At 59.5% G+C, this 22,320-nt stretch carries 18 protein-coding genes; 11 read left to right on the plus strand and 7 right to left on the minus strand.

The features are described 5' to 3' along the window. Nucleotides 1-102 precede the first annotated feature (102 nt). Entirely contained in the window at nucleotides 103-1,230 is a 1,128-nt protein-coding gene (locus KGB29_RS02870; protein WP_150812951.1) for a branched-chain amino acid ABC transporter substrate-binding protein, read from the minus strand. A 350-nt stretch (nucleotides 1,231-1,580) separates the two neighbouring features. On the opposite strand from KGB29_RS02870, the gene KGB29_RS02875 reads away from it, so the two are divergent. Continuing rightward, on the plus strand, nucleotides 1,581-1,886 hold the full coding sequence (locus tag KGB29_RS02875; protein WP_008052913.1) for a DUF2288 domain-containing protein: 306 nt from the start codon (nucleotides 1,581-1,583) through the stop codon (nucleotides 1,884-1,886). Nucleotides 1,887-2,170: 284 nt separating this feature from the next. Here KGB29_RS02875 and KGB29_RS02880 read toward each other — a convergent pair whose 3' ends face one another. Next, the gene (locus KGB29_RS02880) at nucleotides 2,171-4,369 is read right to left on the minus strand and encodes a hypothetical protein (RefSeq protein ID WP_154861793.1); all 2,199 of its coding nucleotides are present in this window, start codon (nucleotides 4,367-4,369) and stop codon (nucleotides 2,171-2,173) included. 196 nt (nucleotides 4,370-4,565) lie between these two features. Between KGB29_RS02880 and KGB29_RS02885 the strand changes: the two genes are divergently transcribed. After that, nucleotides 4,566-5,462, plus strand: coding sequence for an NAD(P)-dependent oxidoreductase (locus KGB29_RS02885; protein ID WP_090453546.1), 897 nt, complete (start codon nucleotides 4,566-4,568; stop codon nucleotides 5,460-5,462). Here the strand turns inward: KGB29_RS02885 and KGB29_RS02890 are convergent. Then, nucleotides 5,419-7,635, minus strand: coding sequence for a putative bifunctional diguanylate cyclase/phosphodiesterase (locus KGB29_RS02890; protein WP_371319452.1), 2,217 nt, complete (start codon nucleotides 7,633-7,635; stop codon nucleotides 5,419-5,421). The genes KGB29_RS02885 and KGB29_RS02890 overlap by 44 nt on opposite strands. A 147-nt stretch (nucleotides 7,636-7,782) precedes the next feature. Then, the gene (locus KGB29_RS02895) at nucleotides 7,783-8,148 is read right to left on the minus strand and encodes a YkgJ family cysteine cluster protein (protein WP_046043993.1); all 366 of its coding nucleotides are present in this window, start codon (nucleotides 8,146-8,148) and stop codon (nucleotides 7,783-7,785) included. Between the two features lie 268 nt (nucleotides 8,149-8,416). Between KGB29_RS02895 and KGB29_RS02900 the strand changes: the two genes are divergently transcribed. Next, a complete protein-coding gene (locus KGB29_RS02900; protein WP_057716097.1) occupies nucleotides 8,417-9,766 on the plus strand; it encodes a spinster family MFS transporter in 1,350 nt (449 codons plus the stop codon). Between the two features lie 170 nt (nucleotides 9,767-9,936). Here KGB29_RS02900 and rapA read toward each other — a convergent pair whose 3' ends face one another. Further along, nucleotides 9,937-12,783, minus strand: coding sequence for an RNA polymerase-associated protein RapA (gene rapA, locus KGB29_RS02905; RefSeq protein ID WP_057716096.1), 2,847 nt, complete (start codon nucleotides 12,781-12,783; stop codon nucleotides 9,937-9,939). Between the two features lie 217 nt (nucleotides 12,784-13,000). On the opposite strand from rapA, the gene KGB29_RS02910 reads away from it, so the two are divergent. The 3 genes from KGB29_RS02910 to ccoM all read left to right on the plus strand — a co-directional run bounded on the left by KGB29_RS02910 (nucleotide 13,001) and on the right by ccoM (nucleotide 13,857). Beyond that, nucleotides 13,001-13,342, plus strand: coding sequence for an aspartate-semialdehyde dehydrogenase (locus KGB29_RS02910; RefSeq protein WP_150812953.1), 342 nt, complete (start codon nucleotides 13,001-13,003; stop codon nucleotides 13,340-13,342). 99 nt (nucleotides 13,343-13,441) lie between these two features. Beyond that, nucleotides 13,442-13,603 (plus strand): hypothetical protein, encoded by a 162-nt coding sequence (locus tag KGB29_RS02915; RefSeq protein ID WP_008016476.1) that lies wholly within the window; start codon nucleotides 13,442-13,444, stop codon nucleotides 13,601-13,603. 143 nt (nucleotides 13,604-13,746) lie between these two features. Then, entirely contained in the window at nucleotides 13,747-13,857 is a 111-nt protein-coding gene (ccoM, locus tag KGB29_RS28690) for a cytochrome c oxidase subunit CcoM (protein WP_007976669.1), read from the plus strand. A 262-nt stretch (nucleotides 13,858-14,119) separates the two neighbouring features. Here the strand turns inward: ccoM and KGB29_RS02920 are convergent, their stop codons facing one another. Both KGB29_RS02920 and KGB29_RS02925 read right to left on the minus strand, forming a co-directional pair. Further along, nucleotides 14,120-15,595 carry an inorganic phosphate transporter gene (locus KGB29_RS02920; RefSeq protein ID WP_057716094.1) on the minus strand — a complete coding sequence of 492 codons (1,476 nt, stop codon included), beginning with the start codon at nucleotides 15,593-15,595 and terminating at the stop codon, nucleotides 14,120-14,122. 376 nt (nucleotides 15,596-15,971) lie between these two features. After that, nucleotides 15,972-16,172, minus strand: coding sequence for a hypothetical protein (locus tag KGB29_RS02925; RefSeq protein ID WP_007986337.1), 201 nt, complete (start codon nucleotides 16,170-16,172; stop codon nucleotides 15,972-15,974). 690 nt (nucleotides 16,173-16,862) lie between these two features. Here KGB29_RS02925 and pcaR point away from each other — a divergent pair. The 5 genes from pcaR to pcaF all read left to right on the plus strand — a co-directional run bounded on the left by pcaR (nucleotide 16,863) and on the right by pcaF (nucleotide 22,285). Further along, nucleotides 16,863-17,705: a pca regulon transcriptional regulator PcaR gene (gene pcaR, locus KGB29_RS02930; RefSeq protein ID WP_057716093.1), complete on the plus strand. Its 843-nt coding sequence runs from the start codon at nucleotides 16,863-16,865 to the stop codon at nucleotides 17,703-17,705. A 123-nt stretch (nucleotides 17,706-17,828) separates the two neighbouring features. Next, nucleotides 17,829-19,175, plus strand: a complete 1,347-nt coding sequence (locus tag KGB29_RS02935; RefSeq protein WP_057716092.1) for an MFS transporter — start codon at nucleotides 17,829-17,831, stop codon at nucleotides 19,173-19,175. Between the two features lie 271 nt (nucleotides 19,176-19,446). After that, nucleotides 19,447-20,304 (plus strand): CoA transferase subunit A, encoded by an 858-nt coding sequence (locus tag KGB29_RS02940; RefSeq protein ID WP_008054173.1) that lies wholly within the window; start codon nucleotides 19,447-19,449, stop codon nucleotides 20,302-20,304. Continuing rightward, nucleotides 20,304-21,083, plus strand: a complete 780-nt coding sequence (locus tag KGB29_RS02945) for a CoA-transferase subunit beta (protein WP_102672185.1) — start codon at nucleotides 20,304-20,306, stop codon at nucleotides 21,081-21,083. The genes KGB29_RS02940 and KGB29_RS02945 overlap by 1 nt, the downstream gene beginning before the upstream one ends. Continuing rightward, nucleotides 21,080-22,285 carry a 3-oxoadipyl-CoA thiolase gene (gene pcaF, locus KGB29_RS02950; protein WP_191626086.1) on the plus strand — a complete coding sequence of 402 codons (1,206 nt, stop codon included), beginning with the start codon at nucleotides 21,080-21,082 and terminating at the stop codon, nucleotides 22,283-22,285. The genes KGB29_RS02945 and pcaF overlap by 4 nt, the downstream gene beginning before the upstream one ends. The last annotated feature ends 35 nt before the right edge of the window (nucleotides 22,286-22,320 follow it).

The following is a 22,320-nucleotide window of genomic DNA, read 5'->3' on the forward strand; positions in this document are numbered from 1 at the left end:
AGGTGGGGAGACTGGCGGATCACGCCAGCGCGGCCCAATACGTTCGTAAAACAAAGCCCACGGCACGCCGTGGGCTTTATTGGCAGTCAGTCTGGCAACGCCTTACTGAGGCTTGGCTTCAGTTTTAGGTTTGCCGAAGTGCCACTCGTAAACCACGAATTTGAAGTCTTTCAGGTCGCCTTTTTCGTCGAAGCTCAGGTCGCCGGTAGGCGTCTTGAAGGTGCCCGCGTGGATGGCTTCAGCCACTTTGGCGGAGTCTTCGGACTTGGCAGCCTTGATACCTTCGGCGATCACGGTCACAGCCGAGTAGGCCGGGAACACGAACGGACCGCTTGGATCTTCTTTCTTGGCTTTGAACGCATCAGCCAGGGCAACGTTGGCCGGATCCTGGTCGAAGGATTTCGGCAGGGTCACCAGCAGGCCTTCGGAAGCGTCCTTGGCGATCTGCGAAATGGAGTCGTTACCCACGCCTTCCGGACCCATGAACTTGGCTTTCAGACCTTTTTCCGCAGACTGACGCAGGATCAGGCCCAGCTCCGGGTGGTAGCCGCCGTAGTAGACGAAGTCGACGTTGGCTTGCTTGAGCTTGGCGATCATCGACGAGAAGTCTTTGTCGCCGGCGTTGATGCCTTCGAACACGGCAACTTTGACGCCTTTGCCTTCCAGGGTTTTCTTCACGGCAGAGGCGATGCCTTCACCGTATTGCTGTTTGTCGTGCAGAACAGCAACGATCTTCGGTTTTACGAAGTCGGCAATGTAGTTACCGGCGGCAGGGCCCTGGGCGCTGTCCAGACCGATGGTGCGGAACACCATTTTGTAACCACGGGCGGTGATGTCCGGGCTGGTGGCAGCCGGGGTGATCATAATCACGCCTTCGTCTTCGTAGATGTCCGAAGCCGGTTGAGTGGAGCTGGAGCACAGGTGACCGACTACGAACTTGACGCCGTCGTTGACGACCTTGTTCGCGACTGCCACAGCTTGTTTCGGATCACAGGCGTCATCGTATTCAACGGCTTCGAGTTTCTTGCCGTCCACGCCGCCCTTGGCGTTGATTTGCTCGATGGCCATTTTGGCGCCACTGAACTGCATGTCGCCGTATTGGGCTACAGGGCCGGTCTTAGGGCCGGCGATGCCGATCTTGATGGTGTCAGCTGCGAACGAATGGCTGGCAACCCCGGCCAGAACCATAGCGGCAAACAGTTTGGAAATCTGCTTAGTAGCCTTAGTCATAGTGCTCCACTCTTACTGTTGTAGTTTTTATAGTCCTGGCGCCGAAAGCAGCAGAACCGGGTCGGATATCTGCGACATTCCCCGGAAAAGTCCCTCGGCAACTGTACCGGTACAGTGTAGAGCGCCGATTGTCAGCCTGGGAAGGCAGCGCCGGGGGACAAAACCTGCAAGTGTCGCTTTATTGAAAGTAAAAGACAGAATTGCGGCGGGGTGTTGAGGGGCTTATAGCCGTATTCAGTGCATTCCCTGGCTTTCCTGCGCTTTTCATTTCGGTCACTCAATTGCATCCGGGTTTTTCTGCCCGTCCACCGACGTTATCATTCGCGTCGATTTCTTTTCCGGACAGTCCCATGAATCAAGAACCTAGCACCCTCTATGCCAAGCTGCTTGGTGAAACCGCATCTATTACCTGGAAAGAGCTGGAGCCGTTCTTCGCCAAGGGTGCCCTATTGTGGGTCGATCCTGGCCTGGATCTGATCGCCGCCGCCGAGGCCGTTGCCCAGGATGAAGGGGAGAAAGTGGCTGCCTGGCTGGCCGCCGACAAGCTCGGCAAGCTGTCTGAAACGCGGGCGCTGGATCTTTTTGAACGTGATCCACAGCTGTGGGCCGTGGTTGTTTCACCGTGGATTCTGATCCAGGAAAGGGCGCAGGCTTAAAAGGTCGCACCTTATTGGTGCGTTCATTTCTGAGGGAAAAGTGTGTAGCCGAGTAGCGTGATGGCATGTTGCCGTAGAGAAAGGCCACAGCCTCACGGTGACGTAAACGTAACGGGAACAGTTGGAAGGACAACTGAACGTCTGCTCAATTGTTTCTGGATGTTGATTTGCGTTGATTGTGGGGCCGCCTTCGCGAGCAAGCCCGCTCCCACATTTAACCGTGTTCTTCCAGAAGGAATGCAGTCGAATGTGGGAGCGGGCTTGCTCGCGAATGGGGACGACGCTTAGTGAGCGGTCTTACCCGTATGGTTATTCAACGAAATAACCTTGGTCTTGCCGATGCGGTGACGGTAGATCTCGCGCAGGTACTTGATCGATTTCTTCACGCAATCCCGGGACAGGCGGATGTCGTTGATCGAGACGAACTTGTCCTTGTCGTTGATCAGTTCACGGTACTTCTTCTCGTACATCGGCTTGATCGCGTACCAGTTGGTATCGAGGATCTTCGCCGGGTTCTCGAATTCGTTGAGTAGTTCGTCAATCCGGTCTTCATCGAACTGTTCGTTGATGATGAAGTCCAGGATCGAGTTGTCCAGGGTCTCGTCGAAGCGGTACGGGTTTTTCGCGAAGCAGCGCTTGATGAAGGCCACGATCAGCGTCAGGAAATCGTCCGACAGGCACGGGCTCTTGGCGATCAGGGTGGTCAGCGACAGGTTGGCCGAAGCACCGATCACCAGCGCGTAGCGCTTGAGCGTGGTGTTGGGAAACAGGCTGTTGAGATGAGTCTTCAACCGGTTCAAATCCATGTAGGACAGCTTGTAGTCCTTCGGCAACGAAACGATCGACACCACCGACGAGCAATTCTTGAAGAAGTGCAGGTCATGCAGGGCCGCCGCGTCGTAACCCGAGTTCTTGTACTGCTCCAGCGACGCGCGATAGCGCTTGGACTCGATCGGCAACAGGCTGATGCCCTCGATGGCCTGGGTGACCTTGTTGAAGTGCGGCAGGTCGATCGAGCGGAAGAACAGGTCGTCGATGTTCAGGCGTTGCGGCTCTTTCTCGAACACCTTGAATTTGTCGCTGCTCGGCGCCGGGGTTTCCGGCACAACGGACTCGGCGTAGGCAATCGCCACCGGACCGGCCAGGCTCATGAACAGGTCGTTGGCGTCCAGGCGAATGGTTTCGCCGATGTCGATGCCGGCGCGACGGAAATAGTTCTGGTCGTAGTCGGTGGTCACCGCCTGGGCCGTCAGAATGTTGAAGATCTGCTGCGAGATGTATTGGTTGGCATGCTTTTCCATGGCATTGACATCAATGTTCTGGATATTGCCGTCATCGTTCTCTTCGGCGTAACGCATGATGTCGTTGGAGATCAGCATCATCGCGTTCCATGGGCGGATGCGGCCCATGACGCTGGCTTCGCTGCTGTCTTCGTTGGCGAAGTTGTAGGAGAAGTCCCACTCTTCCGACAGGTATTTGCACAACAGGCGACCGGCGTTGATGTGCAGCGCCTCGGACATTTCACTGCGGTGATCTGAAATGTTCGGCAGTACACAGATGCCACTGGTGAAGATCGGTTCGAAGACGAAGGAGTGGCCGCTCTTGCTGTCGTGCTCGTCCATCGGCTTGGTGTCGAACGTCTTGTTCATGTACGAGTGCTGCTGGGCCAGGCCGAACTCCGAGGCCATGCCCGAGCCGGTACCGCCGCCGGCACTGAAGATCGAGAAATACAGGCGCGACTGGTTGGCCTTGATGCCGCAGCTGTCGATCAGGTACGAGTGAATCATTTTCCAGTCGGGGCTGGAGAAGCGCTGGGTGTCCTTGTTCAGGATGATCTTGGCCAGGTACTGGCCGAGGATCGGCGCGTTACCGGCGCCACCGGCGTGGACTTCCGACAGGTCCATGATCTTCATCTTGCTGTAGTCGCGCAGAAAGCCGCTTTTTTCGCCCTTGCGCGAGAAACGGATGCGCCCGGCGATGTCCTTGTCCAGGTCGCCGAGCATCACCAGCGGCTCGACCAGAAACACCGGCTTGGTGTTTTTGTTCTGGCCCAGGCGCAGGTTGTTGCGGATCCACTGGGCCGGGCTGTAACCCTTTTCGGCAAAGCGCTTGTCCGGCGACAGGCGATCTTCGTTATTGAATTCATTGAGGTAGAACTTGCGGGCGTTGTACACCAGTTCCGCCACGTCCAGCGCAATGTTCGAGCCACAGCGGCCCAGGCCGATCAGGCACACCGACGGGAATTCCTGATCGCTGTGCTGTTCGCTGTCGCCCTCCAGGTGCGGTGCGCGCGGGAACACCATGTCGCGCAGGCCGTCGAGGTTGTCGAGGATGCGGTCGGTGTTGGTTTCGGTGAAGTACAGGTATTGCTGGGTCGCCAACGGGCGCGATTGAATCAATGGCTTAGGTGATGACGGGCTGTTGGCCGCGGGGCTCAACGTCAGATCGGTTACCGCAGTGGCCGGGTTGTTTTTAGAAGTCATAGTTCGCCATCTACCTGGGCTGATTGGTTGGCCGACTCACTGTCGTCGAACCGTCACGGAATACAATCGCGTCTTTTTTCAGCGCGTACTTGGACCATGCCTTGGTCTTTAGCCTGAGCATTGCTCGGAGTGAATCCTTTCCTGAGTCATGATGAATCGGCCAATATTCGGTGATCTTTAATCAAGAAGAGGCAAAATGATGTCAACGCTACCTTCGCTAGGGTTTGCCGGGATCGGCCTGATGGGGCTGCCGATGTGCCGGCGCCTGCTGGCCGCGGGTTATCCGCTGGCGGTATGGAATCGCAATCCGGACAAGTGCAAGCCGCTGGTGGAGGCCGGCGCGCGCCAGGTCGCCAGCCCGGCCGAACTGTGCCAGCACGCTGACGTGGTGATGCTGTGCCTGGCCGATACCTCGGTCGTACGCGAGGTGGTGTTTGGTCCGGCAGGTGTTGTGGAGGGCGCAAAAAAAGGCCAGCTGCTGGTGGATTTCTCCAGCCTGGAGCCCAACGCTACGCGGGAAATGGCCGCAGAACTTGCCGCTAAAACCGGCATGGGCTGGCTCGATACGCCGGTGTCCGGTGGCGTGGTCGGTGCCGAGGCTGGAAGCCTGGCGATCATGGTCGGCGGTGAGCTACAGGATCTGGAGCGGGTCCGGCCTGTCCTGTTGAGCCTGGGGCAACGTGTGACGCATATGGGCGGCGTCGGGGCCGGGCAGGTGACCAAGGCGTGCAATCAGATGATCGTCGCCTGCAATGCATTGGTGATTGCCGAAGTGGTCGCGTTGGCGGAGCGTTCCGGGGTTGATGCCAGTCTGATCGCCGAAGCGCTGGCCGGCGGCTTTGCCGATTCGAAACCCTTGCAGATCCTGGCCCCACAGATGGCGCAAAACCGTTTCGAGCCGGTCAAATGGCACGTACGGACGTTACTCAAGGATCTGGATACAGCAGTGAAGTTTTCCCGTGAACAAGGCTCGGCGACACCGATCAGCGGTCTGGCCGCGCAGTTGATGCGCCTGCATGGGAGTCAGGGGTTTCTTGAAAAGGACCCGTCTACATTAGTACAGATGTACCGTGAACCAGGCTCAGCGTCGTGACGGTGTAGGCGTGCTTGCGCTGGTTGATTTCGTTCAGCACCGGATGCAGTTCGGCCAGCGGCACCGGCCGACTCAGCAGATAGCCCTGAACGAAGTCACAGCCATGGTCTTCCAGGAACTGGTACTGCTCGAAGGTTTCGACCCCTTCGGTGACCACTTGCAGGTGCAGGGTATGGGCCATGACGATAATCGCCTGGACGATTTCCATATCCTGGGTCGCCTTGGGAATGTCCTGGATGAACGAGCGGTCGATTTTCAGCGTGTTGAGCGGCAAGCGCTTGAGGTAGGCCAGGGATGAATAGCCGGTGCCGAAGTCATCGATCGACAGCGAAACGCCGAGGGCGCGTATCTGGCGCAGCAGCACCAGGGTGTCGGCGATATTGCCCATCAAGGCGTTTTCGGTGACCTCCAGTTCCAGACGGTGGGGCTCCACACCGGAGGCCCGCAATGCGTACTCGATTTCATCGGCCAGTTCTTCGCGCGCCAGGTTCAGGGGCGAGCAGTTCACGGCGATCTTCAGGTCATCACAGCCTTGGCGCGACAACTCGCCCAGATCCTCGCAGGCCTTGCGCAGCACCCAGTTGTCCAGCTCGGCGATCAGGCCATTGGCTTCGGCGATGGCGATAAAACGATCCGGTACGAGGAAACCGTGGACCGGGTGTTGCCAGCGGATCAAGGCTTCGAGCTTGCTCACCTGACCGGTCTTGAGGTCATAGATGGGCTGGTAATAGAGCATCAGGCCGGTGTCTTCACGCAGGGCGTGGCGCAACTCTTCTTCCAGTTGCAGCTCGAGTGTGGCGCGGGTTTTCAGGTCTGCACTGAAAAAACTCAGCCCGTTCCGGCCGCCACCCTTGGACTGATACAGCGCCAGATCGGCGTTTTTCAACAGTTCCTCGCAGGTCTTGCCGTCTTCCGGAAACAGGCTGATGCCGATGCTGGTGGTCATGACCATGCGCCTGCCGGCCAACTCGATGGGCTCCTTCATTTTCAGCATGATGCGTTGGGCCATCTGCCGCGCTTCGTCACGATCACGCAGGTCGATGAGCAGGCAGAACTCGTCGCCGCCGAAGCGAGCGACCACATCCTCATGACTGCGAACAGAGCTCTTGATGTGCCCGGCAAGCACTTTGAGCAGTTCGTCACCGGCATCGTGGCCAAGGCTGTCGTTGATCCGCTTGAAATGGTCGATGTCCAGGAACATGACCGCCAGCATCCCGCCTTTGTTGGTTTTCTCGATGAGTTTTTCAGCGAAGACCTGGTTGAACCCGCGGCGGTTGATCAGGTTGGTCAGCGCATCGTAGTTAGCCAGCTGTTGCAGCGACATGCGCGCCTGGTCAAGTTGGCTTAGCAGGGAGTTGACCCGTTGCAGGTCGTGGTCCTTGTGTTGCAGCTTCTTGTCCGCCAGTGCCGCGCTGATGCTGCTGCCGATGATCAGCAGGGTGATGACCGTCACGGTCAGCGCCAGTTGCAGATGGCGATGTTCGCCGGTTTGCGCTGGCAGGCTGTCGCTGGGCATCACCATGTTGAAGGCGGCCATGGCAGTGAGGTGCATACCGAGGATGCCCGCCCCGAGCACCAGGCTGGCGCCGAATTTGAAAAGCTGATGCAGCATGCCTGCACCGTCGCGCAGATACCATGCCAGCAACAAGGCGGCCAGCGCGGCACCGATCGCGATCGCGATGGAAAGGGCGAACAGGCCCGGATGGTAATAGACCGAGGCATTGGAGTGCATGGCCGTCATGCCCACGTAATGCATGGTCGCGATACCCAGGCCGATCCCGACCGATGACGTGAGGCACTGTCGAAAACTCAGCTCAGGAAGGCTGAGGGTACGCATCGCCAGCCATGCGGCGAACAGCGCGATGGTTAGCGAGAACACCGTGACAGGCAGTTGGTAGTGAAGATCGATAGGCGCCTGGAATGCCAGCATCCCGACGAAATGCATGGCCCAGATGCCGCCGGCCAAGCATCCGCTGCCCACCCAGCGCCAGAGCGTTTGGGACGCGGATTTTTCAGCGTGAGCAACCCGTTCGGCCATGTCCAGTGTCGCGAAACCGCCGACACAGGCGACCAGATAAGCCAGCAGCACCAGAAACGGGTCATGTGTGCAATTAAGTATGACCTGCCCAGTCTCTGGTAGCTCGGTAATGAAATGCAAACCAAGCCACTCCATAGCATGCCCCATCGTTAAGCTTCAGGTCGGCGCAAGGAGCGTCGGCGAATGTCGTGGAGTATAGAGGGCGTGGGTGGAGCGCAAGCGGTAGTGGCACATTGATGCCAATTTTTTTGATATTAGCCTAATAGCGATTAGTGCTATGACTCAGGCTATTTGCTTCTGAGGCGTCTCGAACGCGGGTTGCAGGGCCGGCAAGCCGAAAGCGGCACGGGCCGCGTCGCAATCGGGATTTGCCAGGCCATCGACCCACGAAGCGTCGAACTCCCGACAGGTGCTGGAGCGTTTTTCGTAAATGGAGCACTGCACCGTACTGCCCACGTCTCCGACCAGGCTGGTGCAGCGCACGGGTTTGCAGCCGGTTCCGAGCATCGCGACCCGACTGGGGCTGATCTGCTCGACAAGCTCATCGGGTACCGTCCCCCCGGACGAGGCGCATTCACCCCAGAAAAATGACACGCGAAAATGAGAACAGCAGGCACCGCAATTCAGACACGGACTGGCTTCGGACATGGGCGATTATCTAAGGAGGAGTGGAGACACAGGGGGGGAAACAAGGCCGCTATTCTAGGCTTCGCCAACGGCTTGGGAAGGGGGGCTGAAAGGTATTTTTCATCGGTCGGACGGACTGCGAAATACCCGTCCCGCGAAAGCTCCTACAGATTGCGTCCCATGGGTTGGTATCAGCCTGGCGAATAATGAAAGACAGGCGCGGCCGGCCTGTCTAGATTGCAAAGTCCGGGGGCAGTGACGCCCCAAAAACAATAAAAGAGACGGACCCATGCAGAACTCGACCCAAGCGGCCAATGCCTGGCGCATTCTGTTCCTGTTGTTCCTGGCCAATCTGTTCAATTTTTTCGACCGCACCATCCCGGCCATCATCATCGAGCCCATTCGCATGGAATGGCACCTCAGTGATTTCCAGTTGGGGATCATCGGGACGGCATTCACCATCGTCTACGCCATTGCCGGCTTGCCGCTGGGGCGCATGGCCGATACCGGCTCGCGCAGCAAGCTGATGGGCTGGGGGCTGGCGGTATGGAGCGGTTTGACAGCCGTCAACGGCATGGTGGGCAGTTTCTGGAGCTTCCTGATCGTGCGCATGGGCATCGGCATCGGCGAGGCCAGTTACGCGCCAGCCGCCAACTCGCTGATCGGCGACTTGTTTCCGGCGCACCGTCGGGCGCGGGCCATGGGGATCTTCATGCTGGGGCTGCCCTTGGGGCTGTTGCTGGCGTTCTTCACCATTGGCGCGATGGTCAAGGCCTTCGATAGCTGGCGCGCACCGTTCTTTATCGCGGCGGTGCCCGGGCTGATCCTGGCGATCTTCATGTTTTTCATCAAGGAACCGAAGCGCGGCGCTGCCGAGAGCGTTCAGGTTTCGCAGGAAAAAATCGATCGGCCGATCCGTCGGGTATTGGCAGTGCCAACCTTCCTGTGGCTGGTGATGGCCGGCCTGTGTTTCAACTTCGCCACCTATGCTTGTAACTCGTTTCTGGTGCCGATGCTGCAACGCTACTTCCTCATGCCGTTGCAGGATGCCGCAGTGGCGACCGGAGTTATTGTCGGTGTGACCGGGCTGGTCGGCCTGACCCTCGGTGGCTGGATCGCGGACAAGATTCACCAGCGCATCGCCAACGGACGGCTTTTGTTTGCCGCCTTCAGCCTGGTGATTTCGACGGTCTGCACCGCGTGGGCGCTGCATTCCGGGCGAATCGAGATCGGTGTGTTTGTCGCGGTATTCAGTATGGGCTGGCTGTTCGCCTACAACTTTTATACCTGCGTGTACACGGCGATTCAGGATGTGGTCGAGCCGCGGTTGCGGGCAACGGCGATGGCGCTGTTCTTTGCCGGGCTGTACCTGTTGGGCGGTGGCCTGGGGCCGGTGGTGGTCGGGGCCTTGTCGGATCACTTCGCCCACACGGCGATGCTTGCGGCGGGCGCGGAGCAAATGACTGAGGCGTTTAAAGCGGTCGGCCTGCATGACGCGATGTACCTGATACCGGTGGCGTTGTTGCTCACCGTGGTGTTTCTGTTCCTGGCTTCGCGGTGTTTTGTGAGGGACGCCAAGCGGATGAAGGACGGGTTGGTGGCGGTGGTTGAGCCTGACAGTTCTGCGGTGACTGCTTAACCGCTATCGCGAGCAAGCTCGCTCCCACAGGAATCTCATAGGCACTGAAGATCCAATGTGGGAGCGAGCTTGCTCGCGATGAGGTCATCAGCAGCACTACTGAATTTGAAGTAAACAAAAAAGGCCCGCATCGCTGCGGGCCTTCTTTTCATAGCGGTGGAGGAGGGTTGTTAACCCGCCACCAGCACCCGAATCGCTTCCAGTCGCAGCGCAGCCTTGTCGAGCATGGCCAAGCCTTGCTCGCGTTGTTTGCGCAGGGCCACCAGTTCGCTGTCGCGCACGGTCGGGTTGACCGCTTGCAGGGCGGTCAGGCGCGCCAGTTCTTCGTCGGTATCGGCGGCCAGGCGACGCTGCGCCTCGGCGACACGTTCAGTGTGGCGCGGCAGGATCTTCGCTTCACCGGCGTTGATCCGTGGCGTCAGTTGGTCACGCTGGGCCTGGATGAACTTGTTGGCGCTGGCACGCGGCACGCTTTCGAGCTGATCGTTCAAGGTTTCGAACGATACGCGGGCCGACAGGTCGTTGCCGTTGGTATCGAGCAGGCAACGCAGGGCGGCCGGTGGCAGGTAACGGCCCAGTTGCAGCGAGCGCGGGGCAACCACTTCGCTGACATAGAGCAGTTCCAGCAACACGGTGCCAGGTTTCAGCGCCTTGTTTTTGATCAGCGCCACGGCGGTGTTGCCCATGGAGCCGGACAGCACCAGGTCCATGCCGCCCTGAACCATCGGGTGCTCCCAGGTGATGAACTGCATGTCTTCGCGAGACAGCGCCTGGTTACGGTCGTAGGTAATGGTCACGCCTTCGTCGTCGCCCAGCGGGAAGCTGGCGTCGAGCATTTTTTCGCTCGGCTTGAGGATCAGCGCGTTTTCCGAATGGTCTTCGCTGTCGATGCCGAAGGCGTCGAACAGGGTTTCCATGTAGATCGGCAGGGCGAACTGATCGTCCTGTTCGAGGATGTCTTCAACCAGCGCATCACCTTCGCCAGCGCCACCGGAGTTGAGCTCCAGCAAACGGTCGCGGCCGGTGTGCAGCTCGGCTTCCAGACGTTCACGCTCGGTACGGGCTTCGTCGATCAGCGCTTGCCACTCACCGTCATCGGCTTCTTCGAGCAGCGGCAGCAGGCGCGGGCCGAACTGGTGCTGCAAGGCGTTGCCGGTCGGGCAGGTGTTGAGGAACGCATTCAGCGCTTCGTGGTACCACTGGAACAGGCGCTCTTGCGGGCTGGTTTCCAGATACGGCACGTGCAGTTCGATGATGTGCTTCTGGCCGATCCGGTCCAGTCGACCGATACGTTGTTCCAGCAGGTCCGGGTGGGACGGCAGATCGAACAGCACCAGGTGATGGGAGAACTGGAAGTTGCGACCTTCACTGCCGATTTCCGAGCAGATCAGCACCTGCGCGCCGAATTCTTCGTCGGCGAAATAGGCGGCGGCGCGGTCACGCTCGAGGATGTTCATGCCCTCGTGGAACACCGTAGCCGGGATGCCGGAACGCACGCGCAGGGCGTCTTCCAGGTCCATGGCGGTTTCGGCGTGGGCGCAGATCACCAGCACTTTGGTGCGCTTGAGCATCTTCAGTTGATCGATCAGCCATTCGACGCGCGGGTCGAATTTCCACCAGCGTTCTTCTTCGCTGGCGTCCGGTTGGGCCTGGAAGCTGACTTCCGGGTACAGCTCGGCGTGATCGCCCAATGGCAGTTCGAGGTATTCGTCCGGGCACGGCAGCGGGTACGGGTGCAGCTTGCGCTCCGGGAAACCCTGCACGGCAGCGCGGGTGTTGCGGAACAGCACGCGGCCGGTGCCGTGGCGGTCGAGCAATTCACGCACCAGACGCGCGCTGGCTTCGGTGTCGCCATCGTTGACGGCGGCCAGCAGGGCTTCGCCTTCGTTGCCGAGGAAGCCGTGGATGGTCTTGTGGGCTTGCGGCGACAGGCGTCCCTTGTCCAGCAACTCCTGAACGGCTTCAGCCACCGGGCGATAGTTTTCGCTCTCGGCGCGGAAGGCTTGCAGGTCGTGGAAACGGTTCGGGTCGAGCAGGCGCAGACGAGCGAAGTGGCTGTCCTGGCCCAGTTGTTCCGGGGTGGCAGTCAACAGCAGCACGCCAGGAATGGTCTCGGCGAGTTGCTCGACCAGGGAATACTCAGGGCTGACCTGATCTTCGTGCCACACCAGGTGGTGAGCCTCGTCGACCACCAGCAAGTCCCAGCCCGCCGCGAACAGCGCGTCCTGGGCTTTCTCGTCGTCCACCAACCACTCAAGCGCGACCAGTGCGAGCTGGGTGTCTTCGAAGGGGTTGCTGGCATCGCTTTCGATGAAACGTTCTTCGTCGAACAGCGCGACCTGCAGGTTAAAGCGGCGGCGCATCTCGACCAGCCACTGGTGCTGCAGGTTTTCCGGAACCAGGATCAACACGCGGTTGGCGCGGCCCGAGAGCAATTGGCGATGGATCACCAGGCCGGCTTCGATGGTTTTGCCCAGGCCCACTTCGTCGGCCAGCAGAACCCGTGGCGCGATACGGTCGGCGACTTCGCGGGCAATGTGCAACTGGTGCGCGATCGGTTGCGCACGCACGCCGCCCAGACCCCAAAGGGAGGACTGCAACTGGCGACTGGTGTGTTCCAGTGTGTGGTAACGCAGGGAGAACCAGGCCAGCGGGTCGATCTGGCCGGCGAACAGACGGTCGCTGGCCAGGCGGAACTGGATGAAGTTCGACAGTTGGGTTTCCGGCAGGGTGACCACTTCGTTCTGCCCGTTGAGGCCGTGGTAAACCAGCAGGCCATCGACGTCGTCGACTTCGCGAACGGTCAGCTTCCAGCCTTCGAAGTGAGTGATGGAGTCACCGGGCGAAAACCGCACACGGGTGAGGGGCGCATTCCTTAGCGCGTACTGGCGAGTGTCGCCAGTGGCCGGATAGAGCACGGTCAACAAGCGGCCGTCCTGTGCCAGAACGGTGCCTAAACCCAGCTCGGCTTCGCTGTCACTGATCCAGCGTTGCCCCGGTTGATACTGCTGCGCCATGCTGCCTGACTCCCACCTGAAAAAGCGGGCTATCTTAACGGAATGAGGGCTTCAGGGCCAAAGGACTCTCAGAAAAACTCACAGTCATACGTTAGCCCACCTGTGCATGACGCGCCGCCCGGTGCACTAATGAGTGCCAAATGAGTCACAGTTTGCGACCGATGGCTCAAGTCGCCATCCCCGCAGCCGACAGCCTGCTGACAGGAGACTGAAAACCATGCTGCCACCGATGCTCCCCTTGAGTGCCGTGCCGATCACTTCACAGTCCGACCCGATCCGTCAGCGTCCGGATATTCCTCCGGTGGTGCCGGTGCAGGAAAGCTCCAGTGAAAGCACGATCGACCTGCAAAAGCGCAACCCTGAGGAGGATGGACTGGTGCTGCGCGAGGAACAGCGCCGCAGGCAGGAGCAGGAACGACGTCGCCACGAAGCTGATAATGACCCGCAGGCTCACCTGGCAATTCCCGGTGATGAACTCAATGCCGACAACACCGTGCCGGTGGTGCCGCTGATGGAAGATCAGCCGCGGCAAGGGTTGTGGGTCGATATCGAGATTTGAGCGCAGGCTGGTCAGCACGGCCGTCAGGCCGCATTATTGGCGCAGGGTAGCCGAACGCTACGGCGGCTTAAACTCATTTCAAGCGATGCACTGACTGCCATGAGCCAAGACGACAAACTGATTGACCTCAATGCCGAGCGCGCCAAGCGTGTTCATGACCTCAATGACAAGCGGCTCAATGAAGTTCGCCAGGCGTTCGAGCAGGCCATGCCATTGGGCAAGGCCAAAAAAAAGCCGAAAAACAAACCGAAAAAGCGCTGAAATCCCCCGCATTCATTGATGCGGGTCAAACTTCTCCCTTCCTCTTGCCCAGTCTCGGGCGACATTGATCCCGGTCAATATTCTCTCCTGCCCGTTTGGTTAACTTAGCCCTATCGCAACAGGGCAGGTACAGGAGACGCGTCATGTTTTTCGACAACGTGGTGATCGCCGGAGTGCTGACTGTCAGCCTCATGTTTGTATTTTTTGCAGGGTTCGGACTTTTTATCTGGAAGGATTCGCACAAGCGGAAATAACCGTAGTTCTTTCTGGATGTAATGAGCACGCAAGGCATTTTGGGCAACTTCGGTTGCCCTTTTTTTTGCCTGCGATTTCTGGACGGTGTACACAAAACCAGTGTGGGAGCGGGCTTGCTCGCGAATGCTGACTGACATTCAACATCAATGTTGACTGACACACCGCTTTCGCGAGCAAGCCCGCAGTTGATTTGTGGTGTTTGGAAGAGGCAATAAAAAAGGCGCGGTCCTTGCGGAGCGCGCCTTTTTCGATGCAGCTGTATCAGCTACCCAGCGCCTTCGACGCCAGCCAGAACAACCCGGCCGACAGGGCCACGGTGGCTGGCAGGGTCAATACCCAGGCCAGCAGGATGGTTCTGACGGTGCCGCCTTGCAGGCCGCTCTTGTTGGCGACCATGGTGCCCGCCACGCCGGAGGACAGCACGTGGGTGGTGGAAACCGGCAGGCTGAAGATGTTCGCCATGCCGATCAGGCTAGCGGTGGTGATCTGCGCCGACATGCCTTGGGAGTAAGTCATGCCTTGCTTGCCGATCTTCTCGCCAATGGTCAGTACCACGCGTTTCCAACCGACCATGGTGCCCAGGCCCAGGGCCAGTGCTACCGCCAGAATCACCCAGAACGGGGCGTATTCAGTGGTGGTGGTCAGGTCTTTGCGCAACTTGTCCAGGTCAGCCTTTTCACGCGCCCCGAGCGTTGGCAATTTGCTTACTTTCTTCGCGGTGTCATCCAGGCAGAGCAGGTAACGACGTACTTCGATGCGGCTTTCCGCCGACAGCGAATGGTAGTCGGCTACACCCTTGAGGGTGCCAAGCAGGGCGGTGATGGTCGGTTCGGTCTGTTGCGGGTTGCAACGGAATTTCTCCGGCAAGTCGCCGTTCAAGCTCTTGCCCAAGGCCAGGAACTCGCCCAGGGTTTCGGAATTGCGCTGGTAGAACTGGCTCAGGTGCAACGTAGCGTCGCGAGTCCGTTCGATCTGGTAGGTCGTGCTGTTCAGGTCGAGGACGAACTGGGCCGGCACGATACCGATCAGGACCAGCATGATCAGGCCGATACCTTTCTGGCCATCGTTGGAACCGTGAACGAAACTCACGGCCATGGCCGAGATCACAAGTACCAGGCGATTCCAGAACGGCGGGTGTTTCTTGTCGTCGATCTTGCGGCGCTGTTCCGGCGTCTTGTGCATCTTCGACAGCGGACGCCACCATTTAAGACCGATCAGGATCAGCGCGGCGATCAGGAAGCCTGCCATAGGCGAGAACACCAGCGACATGCCGATATCGATCGCCTTTTGCCAGTTCACCCCGTCGGCCAACGGAATTTCGTTGATCAGGGCGTTGGCCAGGCCCACGCCGAGGATCGAACCGATCAGCGTGTGGGAGCTGGAGGCGGGGATACCGAAGTACCAGGTGCCCAGGTTCCAGGTGATGGCTGCGGCGAGCAACGAGAACACCATGGCCAATCCGTGACCGGTGTTCACATTGATCAGCAGTTCTACCGGCAGCAGGTGGACGATGGCATACGCCACGCCGACCCCGCCCAGCAGCACGCCGAGGAAGTTGAACACACCGGAGAAGAACACCGCCAGGTGAGGCGGCATGGCTTTGGTGTAGATAACGGTCGCCACCGCGTTAGCGGTGTCATGAAAGCCGTTGATGAACTCGAAGGCGAGGACAAAGGCCAGGGCGAGCAAGAGGCTCACAAGCACCCAAGCATCCAGTCCGCTGAATAAATCGATCATGAAGGTTTTCTGACCCGGTCATAAGGGGGCGCGATTATGCCAGAAAAGACTGCTAATCAATGCACTAGCTGCTCATCGGTAACATTCTTCAACGATTTTTTTTGCCGCAGGACCTGAAAACCCACGGTTTTGCTGTGTTTTTTAAGTCATTGATTTTATTGAAAAAATAGACTGTCACAAAACCTTCGCGGCCCGGCAGGAGGGGCTTGAACGGTTGTGAGAAAAATCTGAGAAATAGGTCAGATACCGGAAATCTGCCTGATTCGACGACGGTGATGGCCGCTGCCCGCTCGTAGCGGGCGCGAAAGGCAACATCAATACATCCCGCTTTTAACGGGTGCAGAGGCAGGCCCTTGTAAGGATCAGGCCGAAGCGGTCACGGCTCTTCGGCTTTGAGTTCCTTTTCCATTTTCTGAAGTTCTTGCTGGAAAACCTGATCCTGAACGGTGGCGCGTTTACGCCAGGGTTTGCGTTCCGGTTCGGGTTGAGCGGCGTAAGTGGTGACTTCTCCGCCGTAAACTTCCTTGTAACGTTGTTCCTGGCGCTCTAGTTCCGCGCGCAGTTCGTCTTTCGTCACAGTGCTACCTGATTGAGTTGGGATAAATTCTGGTGAAAACGCGCTGCATCAAATCGTTTGATCACGTTCGTCGAGTGGGCAATGCCCGTCAAGGCATCGTTTTTGGCAACAACGTGATCAATACTTCCATGTCACAGGCGGCCACGACACCAGAGATAAATAGCTGACGTAGCTTCAGTTTCCTGTTTCGGCAAGCGCGATGGCAAGGCTGTGCAGTGCGGATCTGGCGCTTGCAACGGGCAACGGCGATGGAACATCGCCTGGCCGGGCAGCGGGTTCGGCAAGTAAAAAACCGAAGCGCTACTGAATTGTATTATAGCGGCCGATTTGAAGAACACTATCTCCAAAGAGTTAAAAGTGAATCTTGGTGTGTGACCGTTTTGTTGCTCGAAACTTTGCGATTAACTAGAACGTCGACGGATACCGCATTGCTGCGATGCCTTTCTGACGCCATTAAATCAGGCAAGTTACGGTAATTGGATTGCCCCATTAAGTCCTGTGTCGAGTCGGCGTAAACATGGGGGCGCAAGTCAGCGAAAACCGGACATCAGCGCATGGGGGTTGATCTACACAACGGATTGCGATTATCGGTCGAGCGTTCGATAATCGCACGGAGTTGGCGGGCCGGGCTTGAGCGCCAGGCTCACCCTTTGTAATAGTCGCTGATCCGAATGGGTAAAAGGACCTTGTATGAACGATCAAATGCGCAATTCCTTCGCTTCAGTGGCTCCTCCCATCGTTGCCTCACCTGCCAAACGGATCCAGGCACTGACCGGCGACCCGGATTTCATGACGTCCCTGGCCCGCGGCCTGGCCGTGGTGCAAGCGTTCCAGGAGCGCAAACGGCACCTGACCATCGCCCAGATCAGCCACCGCACGGAAATTCCCCGCGCCGCCGTGCGTCGTTGCCTGCACACCCTGATCAAGCTCGGCTACGCCACCACCGACGGCCGCACCTATTCGCTGCTGCCCAAAGTGCTGACCCTCGGCCATGCCTATGTGTCATCTACGCCGCTGGCGGTTTCCGCCCAGCCTTACCTGGACCGCATGAGCGAGCAACTGCACGAGGCCTGCAACATGGCCACGCTGGAGGGCGATGACATTCTGTACATCGCGCGCTCCGCGACCACCCAGCGGCTGATTTCGGTGGACCTGTCGGTGGGCGGGCGCTTGCCGGCCTATTGCACCTCGATGGGGCGGATCCTGCTGGCCGCGCTGGATGACACCTCGCTGGGCGAATACCTCGACCACGCCGAATTGCAAGCCAAGACCAGCCGCACGATCCACACCCCCGAGGCGTTGCTCGAATGCCTGCAAGAGGTGCGACAGCAAGGCTGGTGCATCGTCGACCAGGAACTCGAGCAAGGGCTGCGTTCGATTGCCGTCCCGGTGTACGACGCTTCCGGGCAGGTGGTCGCGGCCCTCAATGTCAGCACTCACGCCGGGCGAGTCAGCCGCAATGAACTGGAACAGCGTTTCCTGCCCGGTTTGTTGAGCGCCAGCCGCGACCTCAGCGCCCAGTTGTTTGCCTAAGCCGTTCGATAAACGCACAGAGTCGCGTTTATCGAATTGACGCTGTTTCCTCCGGATCATTACTGTCGCGGCTTCGTCGGCATCTGCTGACATCGTTCGACCGCGATCCGTGGGATAAAAATAATGAACCAGCCTCAGTCTGCTGTAGGTAACTGCCTCGACGTGCAGTCCTTCATCAATGCCCAACCCATTTCGCGCTACCAGTGGCGCGTGGTGATCCTGTGTTTCCTGATTGTCTTCCTCGATGGCCTCGACACCGCGGCCATGGGCTTCATCGCCCCGGCCCTGTCCCAGGACTGGGGTATCGACCGCGCCAGTCTCGGCCCGGTGATGAGTGCGGCGTTGATCGGCATGGTCTTCGGCGCACTGGGCTCCGGCCCTCTGGCTGACCGCTTCGGGCGAAAAGTCGTACTGGTCGGCGCGGTGCTGTTGTTCGGTGCCTTCAGCCTGGCCTCGGCCTACAGCACCAATGTCGATCAGCTGTTGGTGTTGCGCTTCCTGACCGGCCTGGGTCTAGGCGCCGGCATGCCGAACGCCACGACCCTGCTGTCGGAATACACCCCTGAGCGCAAAAAGTCCCTGCTGGTGACTAGCATGTTCTGCGGCTTCAACCTCGGCATGGCTGGCGGCGGATTTATCTCGGCCAAGCTCATTCCGGCCTTTGGCTGGCACAGCCTGCTGCTGATCGGTGGAGTGCTGCCGCTGATTCTCGCCGTCGTTTTGCTGTTCTGGCTGCCTGAGTCGGCGCGTTACCTGGTGGTGCGCAACCGCGGTACGGACAAAGTGCGCAAGGCACTGGCGCCGATTGACCCGACGGTGGTGGCCCAGGCGTCCAGTTTCAGTGTGCCGGAACAGAAAACCGTGAAGGCGCGCAATGTGTTCGCGGTGATCTTCTCCGGCACCTACAGCACCGGCACCTTGCTCTTGTGGCTGACCTACTTCATGGGCCTGGTGATCGTTTACCTGCTGACCAGTTGGCTGCCGACGCTGATGCGTGACAGTGGCGCGAGCATGGAGCAGGCCGCTTTCATCGGCGCGCTGTTCCAGTTCGGTGGCGTGCTGAGTGCGGTGGGCGTGGGCTGGGCAATGGACCGGTTCAATCCGCACAAGGTCATCGGCACTTTCTACCTGCTGGCCGGGGTGTTTGCCTACGCGGTAGGGCAGAGCCTGGGCAACATCGCGCTGTTGGCGACGCTGGTGCTGGTGGCCGGGATGTGTGTCAACGGTGCGCAATCGGCAATGCCGTCACTGGCTGCGCGGTTTTATCCGACTCAGGGGCGGGCCACCGGCGTGTCGTGGATGCTCGGGATCGGCCGCTTCGGCGCCATCCTCGGGGCGTGGATGGGCGCGACGTTGCTGGGCCTTGGCTGGAACTTCGAGCAAGTACTGACGGCGCTGGTAATTCCAGCGGCGCTGGCGACGACGGCTGTGGTGATCAAGGGCATGGTCAGTCATGCGGATGCGACCTGAGGCCATCACTCGGGTTCTTTATTGCTGTTGCGGGCCTCTTCGCGAGCAAGCCCGCTCCCACAAGGATCACACCTATCCCTGTGGGAGCGGGCTTGCTCGCGAAGCTTTTGATCTGGATTGTTAGCCGAGCAACAATGTGTTCGATAATCGAACGCTCAGTCGATTATCGGATTGTTTGGCCTTTTTCAGAAGCTTAACCTTCAGTCATTCCGGCGCTGCGCATCGGCGCCTTCTTCCACTGTCGGTTAACAATAAACGGGAGCCTGCCCCAATGGCTGAAATCCTTTCGCTGCACGACGCGGTGAAGCAATTCGTAAACGACGGCGATACGGTCGCGCTCGAAGGCTTTACTCACCTGATCCCGACGGCCGCCGGTCACGAAATCATTCGCCAGGGCAAGAAAGACCTGACCCTGGTGCGGATGACCCCTGACTTGATCTACGACCAGTTGATCGGTGCCGGTTGTGCCCGCAAACTGATTTTCTCCTGGGGCGGCAACCCGGGTGTCGGCTCACTGCATCGCCTGCGTGACGCTGTGGAGAAACAGTGGCCCCACGCGCTGGAAATCGAAGAACACAGCCACGCCGACCTGGCCAACGCCTACGTCGCCGGGGCATCCGGCCTGCCGTTCGCGGTGCTGCGTGCCTACGCCGGTTCCGATTTGCCGAAGGTTAACCCGCTGATCAAATCCGTGACCTGCCCGTTCACCGGCGAAGTGTTGGCAGCAGTGCCTTCGGTGCGTCCGGATATCACGGTGATTCACGCGCAGAAAGCCGACCGCAAGGGCAACGTGCTGCTGTGGGGCATCCTCGGCGTGCAGAAAGAAGCTGCGCTGGCGGCCAAGCGCTGCATCGTCACCGTTGAGGAAATCGTCGACGACCTCAATGCACCGATGAACTCCTGTGTATTGCCAACCTGGGCCTTGAGCGCGGTTTGCCACGTACCTGGCGGCGCGCATCCGTCCTATGCCCACGGCTACAACGAACGCGACAACCGCTTCTACCAGGCCTGGGACCCGATTGCCCGCGACCGTGAAACCTTCACCGCGTGGATCAACGAATACATCCACGGCAGCGCTGACTTCAGCGAGTTCCAGGCCAAACTGGCCGCCGCTTCGGAGGCGAAGTAATGACTTACACCACCAATGAAATGATGACCGTTGCCGCTGCCCGTCGCCTGAAGAACGGCTCGGTGTGCTTCGTCGGCATCGGCCTGCCGTCGAAAGCGGCCAACCTCGCGCGCCTGACTTCCTCGCCTGATGTGGTGCTGATCTACGAATCGGGCCCGATCGGTGCCAAGCCAAGTGTATTGCCACTGTCGATTGGCGACGGTGAGCTGGCGGAAACCGCCGACACCGTGGTGCCGACCGGCGAGATTTTCCGTTACTGGCTGCAGGGCGGGCGCATTGACGTCGGTTTCCTCGGCGCGGCGCAGGTCGACCGTTTCGGCAACATCAACACCACCGTCGTGGGTGATTACCACGCGCCGAAAGTCCGTCTGCCGGGTGCAGGTGGCGCGCCGGAGATTGCCGGTTCCGCCAAGAGCGTGTTGATCATCCTCAAGCAGTCGTCGCGCTCCTTTGTCGACAAACTCGATTTCATTACCTCGGTCGGCCACGGCGAGGGCGGCGATTCGCGCAAGCGTCTCGGTCTGCCAGGCGCCGGACCGGTGGGGATCATCACCGATCTGTGCATCATGGAGCCGGAAGCCGGTACCCATGAGTTCGTGGTCACTGCACTGCATCCGGGTGTGACCCGCGAGCAAGTGGTTGCTGCCACCGGTTGGGCGATTCGCTTTGCCGACCAGGTTGAGCAAACCGCCGAGCCGACTGAAGTCGAACTGACCGCGCTGCGCGACCTCGAAGCCCGTACCGCTGCCGCACACGGCCAAGCCCCCGGAGAAGCGTGATGCGTGACGTTTATATCTGCGACGCGATTCGTACCCCTATCGGCCGTTTCGGTGGTGGCCTGTCGACGGTGCGTGCCGACGACCTGGCTGCCGTGCCAATCAAGGCCTTGATGGAGCGCAACCCGTCGGTGGACTGGAACGCGGTGGACGAGGTGTTCCTCGGCTGCGCCAACCAGGCCGGTGAAGACAACCGCAACGTGGCGCGCATGGCGCTGCTGCTGGCTGGCCTGCCGGAAACCATTCCCGGCGTGACCCTCAACCGCCTCTGCGCTTCGGGCATGGATGCCATCGGCACCGCGTTCCGCGCCATCGCCAGCGGCGAGATGGAGCTGGCGATTGCCGGCGGTGTCGAGTCGATGTCCCGTGCGCCGTTCGTGATGGGCAAGGCCGATGCCGCTTTTTCGCGCAACATGAAGCTCGAAGACACCACCATCGGCTGGCGCTTCATCAACCCGTTGATGAAGGCCCAGTACGGCGTGGATGCGATGCCGCAGACCGCTGACAACGTGGCCGACGATTACAAGGTGTCCCGCGCCGATCAGGACGCGTTCGCCCTGCGCAGTCAACAACGCACGGCCGCCGCACAAGCCGCCGGGTTCTTCGCCGAAGAAATCGTTGAAGTGCGCATAGCCCACAAGAAGGGTGAAACCGTGGTCAGCCAGGACGAGCATCCTCGCGCCGACACCACCCTGGAAGTTCTGACCAAACTCAAACCGGTCAACGGCCCCGACAAGACCGTCACCGCCGGCAATGCCTCGGGTGTAAACGACGGCGCCGCCGCGTTGATCCTGGCTTCGGCCGAAGCGGTGAAGAAACATGGCCTGACTGCCCGTGCCAAAGTGCTGGGCATGGCCAGCGCCGGTGTTGCCCCGCGGGTAATGGGCATTGGCCCGGTGCCGGCGGTGCGTAAACTGATCGAGCGCCTCGGTGTAGCGGTCAGCGATTTCGACGTGATCGAGCTCAACGAAGCCTTCGCCAGCCAAGGCCTGGCGGTGCTGCGTGAACTGGGGATCGCGGACGACGCGGCCCAGGTCAACCCGAACGGTGGCGCGATTGCCTTGGGTCACCCGTTGGGCATGAGCGGCGCGCGGCTGGTGTTGACCGCATTGCATCAGCTGGAAAAAACCGGTGGCAAGAAAGGTCTGGCGACCATGTGCGTCGGTGTCGGTCAGGGTCTGGCCCTGGCGATCGAGCGCGTCTGACGCGCTCTGAAGACTTTTAAGAACTGAGGAATGTT

This window comes from Pseudomonas sp. BF-B-30 (assembly GCF_019956305.1).
Lineage (GTDB): Bacteria > Pseudomonadota > Gammaproteobacteria > Pseudomonadales > Pseudomonadaceae > Aquipseudomonas > Aquipseudomonas jessenii.